12 protein-coding genes are annotated in these 12,371 nt (G+C 52.2%); 1 reads left to right on the top strand and 11 read right to left on the bottom strand.

The window, feature by feature from the left end; translation table 11 throughout:
- Positions 1-10: 10 nt before the first annotated feature.
- The 9 genes from FGS84_RS07060 to FGS84_RS07020 all read right to left on the bottom strand — a co-directional run bounded on the left by FGS84_RS07060 (position 11) and on the right by FGS84_RS07020 (position 8,578).
- Positions 11-1,186, bottom strand: coding sequence for a Sapep family Mn(2+)-dependent dipeptidase (locus FGS84_RS07060; protein WP_138307039.1), 1,176 nt, complete (start codon positions 1,184-1,186; stop codon positions 11-13).
- 4 nt (positions 1,187-1,190) lie between these two features.
- Positions 1,191-2,171, bottom strand: a complete 981-nt coding sequence (locus FGS84_RS07055; protein ID WP_138307037.1) for a N(4)-(beta-N-acetylglucosaminyl)-L-asparaginase — start codon at positions 2,169-2,171, stop codon at positions 1,191-1,193.
- A gap of 15 nt (positions 2,172-2,186) precedes the next feature.
- Positions 2,187-2,711 carry a GrdB-related putative oxidoreductase gene (locus tag FGS84_RS07050; RefSeq protein ID WP_138307035.1) on the bottom strand — a complete coding sequence of 175 codons (525 nt, stop codon included), beginning with the start codon at positions 2,709-2,711 and terminating at the stop codon, positions 2,187-2,189.
- A 73-nt stretch (positions 2,712-2,784) separates the two neighbouring features.
- Complete coding sequence (celB, locus tag FGS84_RS07045; RefSeq protein ID WP_138307033.1) at positions 2,785-4,119, bottom strand: PTS cellobiose transporter subunit IIC; 1,335 nt, start codon at positions 4,117-4,119, stop codon at positions 2,785-2,787.
- Between the two features lie 68 nt (positions 4,120-4,187).
- Complete coding sequence (locus FGS84_RS07040; protein ID WP_138307031.1) at positions 4,188-4,508, bottom strand: PTS sugar transporter subunit IIB; 321 nt, start codon at positions 4,506-4,508, stop codon at positions 4,188-4,190.
- An 81-nt stretch (positions 4,509-4,589) separates the two neighbouring features.
- Entirely contained in the window at positions 4,590-4,928 is a 339-nt protein-coding gene (locus tag FGS84_RS07035) for a PTS lactose/cellobiose transporter subunit IIA (protein WP_138307029.1), read from the bottom strand.
- 141 nt (positions 4,929-5,069) lie between these two features.
- Entirely contained in the window at positions 5,070-6,989 is a 1,920-nt protein-coding gene (locus FGS84_RS07030) for a PRD domain-containing protein (RefSeq protein ID WP_138307026.1), read from the bottom strand.
- A gap of 91 nt (positions 6,990-7,080) precedes the next feature.
- Positions 7,081-8,175: a MupG family TIM beta-alpha barrel fold protein gene (locus tag FGS84_RS07025; protein WP_138307024.1), complete on the bottom strand. Its 1,095-nt coding sequence runs from the start codon at positions 8,173-8,175 to the stop codon at positions 7,081-7,083.
- Between the two features lie 145 nt (positions 8,176-8,320).
- Positions 8,321-8,578, bottom strand: a complete 258-nt coding sequence (locus tag FGS84_RS07020; protein ID WP_027642437.1) for an HPr family phosphocarrier protein — start codon at positions 8,576-8,578, stop codon at positions 8,321-8,323.
- Between the two features lie 172 nt (positions 8,579-8,750).
- Between FGS84_RS07020 and FGS84_RS07015 the strand changes: the two genes are divergently transcribed.
- Positions 8,751-9,476 (top strand): ATP-binding protein, encoded by a 726-nt coding sequence (locus tag FGS84_RS07015; RefSeq protein ID WP_138307022.1) that lies wholly within the window; start codon positions 8,751-8,753, stop codon positions 9,474-9,476.
- Positions 9,477-9,515: 39 nt separating this feature from the next.
- Here the strand turns inward: FGS84_RS07015 and FGS84_RS07010 are convergent, their stop codons facing one another.
- A complete protein-coding gene (locus tag FGS84_RS07010) occupies positions 9,516-11,414 on the bottom strand; it encodes an LCP family protein (protein WP_138307020.1) in 1,899 nt (632 codons plus the stop codon).
- A gap of 59 nt (positions 11,415-11,473) precedes the next feature.
- Complete coding sequence (locus tag FGS84_RS07005; RefSeq protein WP_347563803.1) at positions 11,474-11,875, bottom strand: NlpC/P60 family protein; 402 nt, start codon at positions 11,873-11,875, stop codon at positions 11,474-11,476.
- Positions 11,876-12,371: the final 496 nt, after the last annotated feature.

Here is a 12,371-nt window from a genome sequence, read left to right as displayed (position 1 = left end):
TGCCAAAGACCTACAGCTGCGCCAGACGGTACAGGGCCAGTGCATATATTTTTGCGTTGGTTACCAGGTCATCCACGGTCATCCATTCATTGGGATTGTGGCTGATTCCCTTTTGTCCCGGAAAACTGGGGCCGAAGGGGACGATACCGGGCATGGCCTTGGCATAGGTGCCGCCGGTGGTGGTCACCGGAGTGCCGTCCATCCCCGTGACCCGCTCATAGCTGTCCTGCATGGCTTTTACCATAGGCGTATCCCTGGCAAATACCACAGGGTCATAGTTTTGTACCAGCTCTGCCTTCAGGCCGCTGTTCTCCGCCTTTTCCGTTATGGTTTTCATGATTTCCTGAATGGTGGTGCCTCCCGGATAGCTTAAGGTGGCGTCAAATGACACCCGGCCGTCTTTGTCCCCGCAGTCAGCATCTTCGCAGCAAACGTCTCCGCCGGGCCGTAATCCCAGCTTGTAACCGCGCATCTCCATCATACCATATTCTTCATGGTAGTAGTCAATACCCAATCGGTCGCCCGTATTTCCGGCACCGATAAAATAATTGTTTACAAAGTCGAAAAATGTCCCCAGGCGTTCCTTGGTGCCAAGGATGCGGACCACAGCCCTTCCCCGTTCGCTGTAAACCACAGGATATTTACAGTCCGGCGTAAATCCGTAAACAGGAGGTTTTTCTTTTGTCAGATAGTAGGAAAGGTCCTTAAATCCCGTTTCCTCGTCGCATCCGAAAATGATACGCACCGGATGCATGAGAGGAAGTCCCAGCGCCTTGACGGCAGCCAGCCCGTACAGGCAGGCCATAACAGGCCCTTTATTGTCCAATACTCCCCTGCTGTAAATGATTCCGTTTTCCATATGGCCGCTGAAAGGAGGTTCCTTCCAGCCCTCTCCTGCCGGCACCACATCCACATGCCCCATGGCGCAGACATAGTCTTCTCCCCTGCCATAGGAGGCATATCCGATGTATCCGTCCAGATTTATGGTTTCAAACCCCATCTCCCTGCTGATGGAGAGGGCCAGATCCAGGGCTTTCTTTACGCCCGGACCAAAGGGAGCCCCGTCCTGGGCCTCCCTTTCCACACTGTCAATGCGCACCATTTGGCGTACATGTTCAATTAACTGGTTCCGGTTTCCATCAATATAGTCCAGAAGCTTCCTGTCAATCTGATTTAGTTCATCCATATTTCTATTCCTCTATGGGCGCCATACGCGTCTTCATATAGTTTTCCATCCATTCATCCGATGCCTTTTCATAGGTGCAGCGTCCATCCTCCCCACGGCTCACCAGATACACGGTGGGCGCCAGGTCCTCTGTGACCACGGCAAAGGAGAAGCCGTCTATGTTGGTTGCCACGCCCCATTGGCCCTTTGGATTCATGGCTATCAGGGATAAATCCCCTGCCTCGCCCCTGCGCTCCCTAAGCTCTGCGTCCAGGCGGTTGACGGCTGTCTCGCAGGCTTCCTGGGGATGCATGCCCTCGCCCATAAGGCGGACGATTTCATAGGAGATACAGCCCTTCATCAGGTCCTCGCCCAGTCCGGTGGCGCTGGCCGCGCCCTTTTTGCTGTCAGCATAGAATCCGGAGCCGGATATGGGAGAGTCTCCTACCCTGCCCTTTTTCTTCATGAAAAGTCCGCTGGTGGAGGTGGCGGCCGTCATCTTGCCGGTCATGTCCAGGCAGGCCATACCAACGGTATCGTGGCCCGAGTAAGGCTTAAGCTTCTGGGAGGCAGCCTGGAGGGCTGCCTGGGCAGACATCTCCTTTAAACGCTTTCTGTAGTGGGCCCTGGCGCGGTCCGTCAGCATGTTCTTGCGCTCAAAGCCCTCCTTATGGGCAAATTTTTCAGCTCCCTCCGCCACCAGCAGGCTGTTGACCTTTTCATGGCTTAAGCGTCTGGCAATGGAAACAGGATTGGCAAAGTCTTTGATGGCCGCCACAGCGCCTATGTCCAGGGTATTGCCGTCCATAAAGGCGGCATCCATCTCCACTTCCATCTCCTCGTTGGGAAGCCCTCCGTAGCCAACGGATTTATAGTAAGGAAAATCCTCCACCTCCCGGATGGCAGACTCAATGGCGTCCCCTGCGTCCCCGCCGTCCTTCAGCATTTCGGCTCCCTTGGTGATTCCCTCCACTGCCATGCGCCAGGTTGCAATCATACCCCACATCCTACATATCCTCCTCTATCTGAAACAGAATTTATTTTCCAGTTCCTCAGTACTGCTGCCGTCAGCCAGTGCCTTTGCCAGCGTGCACATGTTCTTGAGCGCATCGTTCAGCCCCATGCCGCCCTTTTTCGGGGTTTCCACAATAGCCACCTTATCCTTGTAGGCAGCAATGGTGTCCTGGTTCTCAGCAGACATGGCTGCAAACGCCTTTGCCTTTGTGGTGGCGTTGATATCACAAGCAACCTTGGCGCACATACAGGCATAGTCAGCGTAGTTAAAGGCAGGACCGCACATGACCACATCCGGCTGCAGCTTGTTTACCATGGCGCAGAGCTTGCGGCTGACCTCCTCCGGGTCAGCCAGAAAGGTTCCGTTGCCGCAGCACAGGCAGGCTGTCACATGGCCGTCCACCTGTTTTAAGAAGGGCTCCATCATGACTGCGGGACCAATAGGTTCTTTTTTTCCTGTAAGCGGGACCATGGTATCATCTTTTGTTCCAAGACCAGACTGTATCTGGTCGTATATCATAATAATCTTCATTATCTTCACCTCATATTTGTTGTATCCCCACAGGGATTATCAGAGAATGGCCGGGCCGTTCAGGGCAGCCATCCTACAGGTCATCAAAGGAAAGGTCATCAAAATCAATGTCATCGTCATCGGATTTTTCAGATGCCTTGGCTTCGTCTTCCAGGTACTGCCTATCCATCATCTTAATGAACGGCATGTAGATAAATACGCCCATTATGAGCAGCAGCAGCTGGAGCACAGCTCCCTGCCAGCCCGTGGCCAGGAATCCGGATAATACCACAGGCATGGTCCATGGAATGGCGACGCCCGTGCAAAGGGGAACCAGGCCAATGCTCATGCAGAAATAAGAAATCACGATGTTGATGGTCGGCACCAGCATAAAAGGTATGAGAATCATTGGGTTCAGCACAATGGGAAGGCCGAACACAATGGGCTCATTGATGCCGAACACGCCGGGGATAAATGCCAGTTTGCCCAATTCCTTGATACGCTTGGAATGGCAGAATAAAAGCATTGCAATGAGCAGCGACAGCGTGGAACCGCATCCCCCGAAGGTTGCGAACAAATCCTGGAACTGCTGGGAAATGATGTTCGGCAGAGGCTGGCCTGCCTGGAAGGCAGCCAGGTTGTCGGCAGACAATGTCTGAAGGATGGGATTGAACACAGCGCCTACCACAGAACCGCCGTTCACTCCAAAGAACCAGAAGAAGTGAAGGAAAATATAAGCGATAACCATGGCCGGAAGCGTATTGCCCAGCTTTAAAAGGGGTGTCTGCAAAATGGTAAAGATAAAGTTGAAGGCGTTCTTATAAGGTGTCATTGCAAATACAATGTTCAGGATAAAGAACACCAGTATGGACACGCCGGCGGGAATCAGGGCTGAAAATGACTTTGATACCGTAGGAGGAACACCGTCAGGCATCTTGATGACCCAGCCTTTTTTATTAACCCACGCATAGATATGGACTGACAGGAAGGCCACGATGATTCCCACGAAGATGCCCTTGGAACCCACCCAGTTTAAGGGGATTCCGGTGACCGTGGAACCGCCGTCCACAAGAATCTCATAGGGCATAATGAGAAACCAGCTCACCAGGGCAATGGCTGCTCCGAAAAGCTTATCTACATTCATCTGCTCCGCAAAGGAATAACCGATGCCTATGACGGCCAGAACTGCCATGATGGAGAAGGTGGCGTCCGTGGGCTTGGAAAAATAGGAAGCCCAGTTATCTCCGAAAAACCGGGCCCAGAAATCGGTCCATCCCGGTATCGGGAAGTTGGCAATCAGCAGGAAGAAGGACCCTACGATTAAAAGCGGCATGGACAGCAGGAAGCCGTCACGGATGGCAATCAGATATTTATTTTTTCCGATTTTCTCTGCCAGAGGCATGAGTACGGACTCTAACTTTCTTAACATGATTCATGTTCCCCCATTTCAACTATGATTGTTTTAACGCAGCCGGTCACGGATATTGCGCCGGACCGTTATTTTGCTGATTTCATAAGCTTGATGGCTGATTTCAGCACTTTCTCACCGTTCATCATGCCGTAATCCGTCTGGTCAATCACCTGAATCGGGATGCCCTTGTCGCCGTACTTTTCCACGATTTCACCATAGCGGTATTTAACCTGGGGCCCTAAGAGAATTACGTCCGGATGCTTCTCGTCAATAATCTGGCCAATCTTCCCGTCCGGGAACGCCTCCACTTCGATGGGAAGGTCATGGGAATTGGCTACGCCCTGCATTTTGCTTGCCAGCATACTGGTGGACATTCCTGCGCTGCAAAATAAATATACTCGTTTCATGATTAAATCCTCCTTGATATCTATATAGTTTCCTTTTATTGTTCTTCTTTTATACGGACAGATAAATTACGGCATCTGCCCTTACCGGTTTTCCAGCTTTTTCTCCAGTACTGCAATCCGTTCATAGCTGGCTATCATCTCTTCCGCAATGATTTTGAAGGCTTCCGCGCTCATGAGCTGGTCCTCTGCATGGACCAGAATCAGTGAACCTCCGACCTGCTCTCCCTGGGCCTCCTTCTGAATCAGTTCAAAATGAGCCTCATGCCCCGCCAAGAACATTTCCTGGCCTGTCTTAATACATTCCCCTGCCCCTTCAAAGTCTCCCTGCTTTGCTTTCTGGATTGCTTCGATGTAACTGGAACGGGCACCTCCCACATTGGAGATAATCTTGAAGCAAATCATTTCTAATCCCTCTACCATTTTTGCTGCCTCCTTACTATTTTTCAAAAGAGAAAATGCAACAAAACCATTCTGTTTGCTGCATTTCTTATTAAGTTGCCTTAATTATAAGGCAGTTATTCACTTTTTTTCCTTAAAGGCATTTCCTAGCTGTTAGGAAATTCAACCCATTATTCTGTCAATAAATTCCTCATAGCTGCATGGAGCCACTAATTTTGCCAGCTCCTCCGGCTGGTTCACCACATTGGACACCCAGTCAAAGAAGATTTTTATCATCCTGGCATCCCCCTCGTTGATGGCAAAAAGCATGACCAGACGCACCTCGAAGGCGCCCCATTTTACCGGATTCTTAAGCTGTGCAACGGCAATGGTGGAGTTCCTGGCAAAGGCGCCAAAGGCATGGGGAATGGCAAAGGTGTTTACAAAGGAGGTGGGCGACATCTGCTCCCTCTTTAAGACAACCTCCGTGAATTCCGGCTCCACGATGCCCTCCTTTTCCAGGCCGGCGCACAGCATCCGGATGATATCCCCGGGCTGGTCCATGTCCACCTGGGTGTGATAATGCTCCTTCCGTATCAGGTTTCCGATATGGGAGGTGAATTCCAGCCGGAAGCCTTTCTTGTCCAGCCGGTTGATGGCCTGGAGGATTTTCGACTCTGTTTCCGAGTCCACGAACAGATTGATGGAGACTGTCTCCACATCCAGTCCGTGTTCCAGGGGAAAGGTGCTGAGGAGCAGGTCCGGGTCCAGGGCAGACACCTCGTCCTCCTCAAAATAGCCGAATACCTTTACCACCTCCATCCTCTCCCGGAACATATCGGAAATTTTCTTCACACACATGTCGGAGAAGGACTGGTTATGGGGCAGTATCATCACGGCCCTGTATTTCCGCACGGAATTCATGCGTTCACTGGCAGCGCCCAGGTGAAGGGCTATGTAACAGCTCTCCACATCCGATATGGGCCGTTCCAGCTTCTGCCCCAGAAATTCCAGCACATAAATGCCCATCTCAAATACAAGGGGATATTTGCGTTTGATTTCCTCCACAAACACATCCTCCATACGGACCTGGTTTTTGACCCGCTCAATGAGCCCGTGAACATGCATCTTAAGCCCTGCCATCAGGTCTGCGTCCTGCCTGAAATCCAGGCCGAACAGGGCATAGACCTGTTCCAGGGCCTCGGCCACCAGCTTCTTGGTATTCAGCCACTTTCCATTAAAATTCACGAAATCGCTGGTGTAGTTGGAAGCCCTTCTGCCCATGATGACCAGGGCAAACATGCCCACCTCGCCGTCGTGGACCGTTACGTGCAGCCGCCTGGAGATGCGGTCGAAGAAGGTCTGGGATATCTGGTACTCGATGGTTTCCTCCAGCCCCTGCATCCCCTCCTCCATATTGATATAATTGGCGCAGTTCATCCGCTCTATGCTGGTCCCGGCGTGGAGAATCAGCATGGGAAACATGGACTCATGAATGGAATAGTCATATTCCTCCAGCACATCCACAAAGATGTCCTTGACCTCAATCAGGTTAAAGCTCCGGTAGAGATGGGCCAGGGTGTTCAGGTTCAGGAAGTTTTCCTGCACCTCAGCAACCAGTAAATCCCGGTAGAAACGGCGTTTGCTGGCCTCATCCCCCTTTAAGGAGATACATTCCTTGTTCCGCACCAGCTTCAGGCCGCTGTAGGGCTCCAGCATCTTGCGTATGCGCTTTAAATCATTGTCAATGGAATAGCCGCTGACATAAATCTGGCTCTGGAGCATGGTCAGGTTCAGCTCCTTTACCTCAAAAAGCAGCTTTTGTATCATGTATGCACAGCGGGCGCCGGGGGTCTGGGGAATGTCCGCCTCCCTTGCATCAGCCCCGGACGCCAGGGCAGGCCGTGCGTCCTCGCACAGCCTGTATCCCTGACGCACATTGGACTCGATGGGCGGCGGGTCCGTGTGCTTATTAATGGCCTCCACATCGGAACGGATGGTCCGGTCCGACACCTGCAGAAGGCCGGCCAGCTGCCGGCTGGTCATCCAGTCCCCCCGCTCTGATAATATGGCAAGCAGCTGCTCCTGTCTTTTATTCTGCATGGTTAAAACTCCTTCTCTCTTCTGCCGTTTCTGTCATGGCAGCTTTTCAGGGTACAGACCCTGTATGCGATACAGCCTGTGCGGTTCAACCTTATACAATGCGGAATGCAAATACCTTCCAGGGCTCAACATAGTCCAGGAGCACGTGTTCATACTCCGGCAGATGGCCGATGACATTTTTGCGGCCGTCATTGGGCATTTCTTTTGTGACAATGTGGAGCTCTCCCTTATATTTCAGGTAGCCGTCGTTGAGTATGACCACATCGCCCTTTTTCAGGTCCCTGGTATTGGCGGCCGGAATGGTCCGGTCTGCAAACGTTACCCTGGGCCAGGTGGAGCGAATCATGTATTCACTCATATCGCCTCTCACCACATGTCTGGGCTCATAGTCCAGAATCTGCTGTTCTGTCTCTGTCAGCTCCTTTTCCAGTTCAATGCCAAAGGTAAGGATGCTGGGATTGACGGCCGCACAGACCTTCAGTTCCTCGTCCGCTGCATAGGCGTTGGCTATCAGCACATCATCCACCATTCCCGTTGCAAACATATGGCGCACCTGGAAATCCAGGGGCAGGCCGCGGTGCATTTCCAGGGTACAAAGCCCTTCATTTAAAGGCCATGGACCGTAAGCACCCGGGGCATTGCTGGATACGAACGCGGCCACTGTAAGGCCCAGTGATTTCATCTTTTCATTGCACCTGTTAAAGTGCTTCAGGCTCAGCCCGGTATAGGCCTGCGGATAAAAGTTATGGCAGGTAATCAGCTTTTCGCGGTCAGGATGGTGGTCCATGATATTTTCCACATACACCAGTTTGGTGCTGGCGTTCAGCTCTACCTTCAGGCCCTGGGGATTAAAGGTCATAAGGCTTTCCTTCATGCCGTCAAATCCCTCGTCCAGCCGGATGCCGTCCACATGCATTTCCTGGAACACGGACAAATCCTCATAGGAGATACCCAGCCTTGAAAATACAGCAGGGCTTACATCCGGAATGATTTCCATGCCGCAGTCATGGGCCTCGTCAGCCAGGCGGCGGAACTGTCCGATGATTTCCTCCCTGCTTTTTTCCCCAACGCTTAAAAGGCAGGTAAAAATCCTTTTATAACCCAGTTTACCTGCCTTTCTGATATACCCTATGTCCTGTTCTTCTGTTGAATACTCCGGATAAATAGAAATACCTAATCTTGCCATAATAATAACCCCTCTTTCCTGATTTGAACTGCAAAGCAGTTCTTTGACCTTAACTATAGACTGTCAAGAGGGGATTCGGCGGTAAATCCGTTTCCTAACAGCTAGGAAACGAACCAATTTTATGATGTCTGTCCGCCCTGCCTGTTTATAAAATAGTGCGCATGAGCCCCTGAAGGAAACCGGAAGCCTGGCCCTCATCGGGACCTTCCACCGTAAGCTCCAGGCTTTCTCCCTGGTGCACGCCCAGGCTCATGAGCGCAAGGACATTCTTGCAGTCCGCTGTACCCTTCTGGCTTTTAAGGGTTATCCGGCTCTCATAACCTGCGGCCGCCCTGCTCAGACTCATGGCATTGGTTGCATGAAGCCCCTGCTTGTCAGATACTACATATTTATAACTTATCATTTCATCATCACCCTTAATTTATTCTCCCCCCATTTTAACATAGTTAACTTTTCTTGACAACCAGGTGTGTGGACAGGTAGAATAGAAAAAGCCGCCCGGTACTCCGGCAGAGAGGAACCGCCGCAGGCACTGAACCGGAAAATAGTGATTAGAAAGGATAATTGGAATCTACATGAAATTACAGCGTCTTTTGAGCCTGACACGCCAGGCTCTTGATAAATACGGGCTTATTCAGGACGGGGACCGCATTGCCGTAGGAGTGTCAGGAGGAAAGGACAGCCTGGCCCTGCTCCACTCCCTTCATCATCTGAGAAGGTTCTACCCTAAAAAGTATGAGCTGTGCGCCATTACCGTGGATTTGGGACTGGGCAACATGGATTTGGAGCCGGTGGCAGCCATGTGCCGGGAATTTGAAATCCCATATGAAATCATCCGCACTGAAATCGGCCCAGTGCTTTTTGATATCCGCAAGGAAACCAATCCATGCTCCCTCTGCGCCAAGATGCGCAAAGGCGCCCTTAATGAGAAGGCCAAGGAGATGGGATGCAACAAGATTGCCTATGCCCATCACAGGGATGATGTGATTGAAACCATGATGATGTCACTGTTCTATGAGGGAAGATTTCACTCCTTCTCACCCTATACCTATCTGGACCGCATGGACCTGGCAGTCATCCGCCCCATGATTTTTGTCACGGAGGCAGATGTGATAGGGTTCCGGAACAAGTACCAGCTTCCGGTGTGCAAAAATCCATGCCCCATGGACGGGTACACGAAGCGGCAGTACATCAAGGACCTGATACGCCGGCTTCAGGAGGACAATCCCCATATAAAGGACTGCATGTTCCGGGCAATATTGGACGGCAATATAAAAGGATGGCCCCAGGCATTGAAATAATGCCTGAGGCCATCCTTTTCTTCCGAATCCGCACCGTCCTTATATGCCGGGACCGCCTTCGCCTGAACCGCCCTCAGCTGAACCGCCCTGGGCCTGTCCTGGACCGTTGTCCTGGTTTCCGGGACCCTGGCTTGTACTGCCGAACCCGGAATCAGAACCGGAGCCGGAGCCTGTGTCGGGCTTTTCCGTGTCAGGAGCCTTTGTGGGATGGCTGCCGGATGGCTTTTCAGAGCCGCTGCCGGGGCCGTCCACTCCCGGGCCCTGTTCCTCATCCGGATTTTTCGTACTCTCAGGAGCCTTTGTGGGTTTATCCGAGACGCCCGGGCCCACCTCTTCGGTTTCCTCTGTCTCCCCGGTGCTCTCCTGGGTGGTTTCCTCTGTCTCCATGGTACTCTCCTGGGTGGTTTCCTCCGGGGCAGCTGTCTCAGGCGGAGGTGTCTCTGCCGGGACATTCTGGGCCGGGGCCTTACCGCCTGAAGAGCCGCCGCCTGAGGAACCGCCTCCGGTGGGAGCTGCCTTACCCTCCTCATAAAGCCCTGTTTCTTCCGATATATGGGCGCTGATTTTCTTCACGGAAGAGGAGGGATGATAGGATGTTTCCTCTCCGTACAGGAACTGGTGGAGAAGGATTACATTGCTTTCCAGCGTGGCAGGCACCACACAGTCCATTCTACCGATTCTCATGGTCTGCCTGGAGAAGGGGAAACCAGCTGTTTCTCCGATGTGATACTTGCCAATATCCTTTGCCAGGGGAAGCACATCGTTGACGCCGACGCTGGTGGAAATTTCCTGTACCATGTAACCGGCCAGCGAGGTCAGAGTTGAGATATCAGCCTGCTTTGCCTTTGCCAGGGCAAGCTCAACTACCTTTCTCTGACGCTCCGTTCTCTGGAAATCCGTGTCCATGAGACGCAGACGGCTGTAGGCCACAGCCTGGACGCCGTCTAAGTGGTTCATTCCGGCCTGTTCCAGCTGATAGGAACCAATGCCGGTGGAATTGACGGTTTCCGTAATAAAACCGTTGATATACTTAAATTCCGCGGGCGTGATTTCCAGGTCAATGCCGCCCAGAATATTAATGGCTTCGGCTACTGCCTTCCAGTTAAAGGTGGCATAATCGTCAATCCTGATATCCAGGTTTTCTTCCAGGGCAGACACGGCCTGTTTATGTCCTCCCTTAAAATATGCCTCGTTGATTTTGTGATAGGTTCCCTCTGAATTGATTTTCAGGTATGTATCCCTGTAAACGCTGACAAGGCGGATTTCTCCGGTGGACCTGTCGATGCTGCATATCATCTGTACATCTGCCAGGGCGTTCTTGGTATTTCCGTCCCGGCTGTCCACGCCGAATACGGCTATGTTCCAATACCCGGTGGGTCTGTGAAGAAACAGCCATGCCCCATATCCAATGAGGGCAACCAGAAGGAGCAAAAGGATTCCCTTCCATCTGCTTTTTTTACGCCGTTTGGCCATTTGTCCCTGCTGTCTTTTTCCGGCGCGTCCCTGATTTCTTGAACCAGTCTGAGAAGTTCTGGCCCTGTCCTGATTGGAAGAAGATGCGCTTCTTGCCTGCCGGGATTTACCGCCCGGTGCCGGTGCCTGGCGTCTGCCGCCGGAGTGAACCTGGCGCCGCCCTTGGGGGGAACCGGCTGAACCGGAGGAAGACCTCAGACGGCCTGCCGGTACCGGAGGCTCGTCATCCAGATAGTCTTCCATGGGAAAATCAATCTGCCTGTCCCCTTCCATGTCATATTCTTCGCCGTAATAATACTCTTCGTCATAATCATTGCGGCCGTCATGGGGCTGTCCGGAGCCTCTTCGCTCCCCGGCAGGCTGCACAGGCCTCTGGTATGCCCGGCCGCCGCCCTGCCCTGCGCGGCCTCTTCTGGCACGTGCCCTCATGCGTTCCAGCTCATCATCATTTTCTCTGTTATTCATGATTCTACTCCTCTTTATCTAATTGGTTCCAATGCGTAAATTGGTTCCTGTACGGAATTTTATTCCAGAATACGCCGGTAACTCTCCCAGTCACCTGTAACGCTTCCCACTTCCACATTATTGGAGCTGCCTGTGGTTTCCTGGATACAGAGCATATTGCCCTCAGCTGTCCAGCCCAGAAATACCACCACATGGGCCATGGGATTGAGCCTGATACAGATATCCCCCGGCATCAGTTCATTCCTGGCAACAGGCGTGCCGCTGCCCAAAAGCGTGCTGGTGCTCTGAGCCCCCAGCCCTCTTCCCGTAACAGACCAATACACCCAGTTAATCCAGCCGGAACAATCCAGTCCCTTCAAAAGCCTGCCGTCCTCGTCAGGGACAGTCAGGGAGCCAAACCCATTGCCGGTATAACCGGGCGCCAACGGTTTTCCTCCCCAGTAGTAGGGAATCTTGCCCACGGAAGTGAGGGCATACCGCACAAAGTCCTTCCGCTGCCAGGTAAAGACTGTCTGCCTCCGAAGTGCCTTTGACCAGAGCCAGAACCGAGCCAGTCCACATGGCCCGGTTCACCAGCAGTATGTAATCACATTTTTTCATGTTGTGCGTCCTGTTATCATTCATAAAGCATATAGTTGCACCGTCCCCCATTATATCACACGGACAGGGGAATGAATAGAACAAAAGTCTTAAAGAATCTTTAAAATAGCTCCTGAAACAAGGGGGAATCGGGCCTGAAGCAGGGAGTATACCCGGGGCAGGAGGGGCGTCTCACCCAAAATATGGTTGACGCATAAAATAGAGTGAGCTATAATATTCACAATCTATCACAGGAGGGATAGGGACTCATAGCAAAGCTAAGCGCCATGCACCTTTTGCCGGGGACGTGAACAGCAGGAAGGCCTGCTGCCGGCGGAAAGGTTAACGAGGTGGAGAGAGAATCGAGGAATTCGGCGG

This window comes from Clostridium sp. 1001271st1 H5 (assembly GCF_005845215.1).
GTDB lineage: Bacteria > Bacillota > Clostridia > Lachnospirales > Lachnospiraceae > Enterocloster.
The sequence above is the reverse complement of the archived record's forward strand: the minus strand, read 5'-3'. Positions and strand labels throughout refer to the sequence as shown.

Bases quoted from the DNA above. Each gene is read 5' to 3' on its own strand.
- FGS84_RS07060 (WP_138307039.1), bottom strand. From the start codon at position 1,186: ATGGATGAACTAAATCAGATTGACAGGAAGCTTCTGGACTATATTGAT.
- FGS84_RS07055 (WP_138307037.1), bottom strand. From the start codon at position 2,171: ATGTGGGGTATGATTGCAACCTGGCGCATGGCAGTGGAGGGAATCACC.
- FGS84_RS07050 (WP_138307035.1), bottom strand. From the start codon at position 2,711: ATGAAGATTATTATGATATACGACCAGATACAGTCTGGTCTTGGAACA.
- celB (WP_138307033.1), bottom strand. From the start codon at position 4,119: ATGTTAAGAAAGTTAGAGTCCGTACTCATGCCTCTGGCAGAGAAAATC.
- FGS84_RS07040 (WP_138307031.1), bottom strand. From the start codon at position 4,508: ATGAAACGAGTATATTTATTTTGCAGCGCAGGAATGTCCACCAGTATG.
- FGS84_RS07035 (WP_138307029.1), bottom strand. From the start codon at position 4,928: ATGGTAGAGGGATTAGAAATGATTTGCTTCAAGATTATCTCCAATGTG.
- FGS84_RS07030 (WP_138307026.1), bottom strand. From the start codon at position 6,989: ATGCAGAATAAAAGACAGGAGCAGCTGCTTGCCATATTATCAGAGCGG.
- FGS84_RS07025 (WP_138307024.1), bottom strand. From the start codon at position 8,175: ATGGCAAGATTAGGTATTTCTATTTATCCGGAGTATTCAACAGAAGAA.
- FGS84_RS07020 (WP_027642437.1), bottom strand. From the start codon at position 8,578: ATGATAAGTTATAAATATGTAGTATCTGACAAGCAGGGGCTTCATGCA.
- FGS84_RS07015 (WP_138307022.1), top strand. From the start codon at position 8,751: ATGAAATTACAGCGTCTTTTGAGCCTGACACGCCAGGCTCTTGATAAA.
- FGS84_RS07010 (WP_138307020.1), bottom strand. From the start codon at position 11,414: ATGAATAACAGAGAAAATGATGATGAGCTGGAACGCATGAGGGCACGT.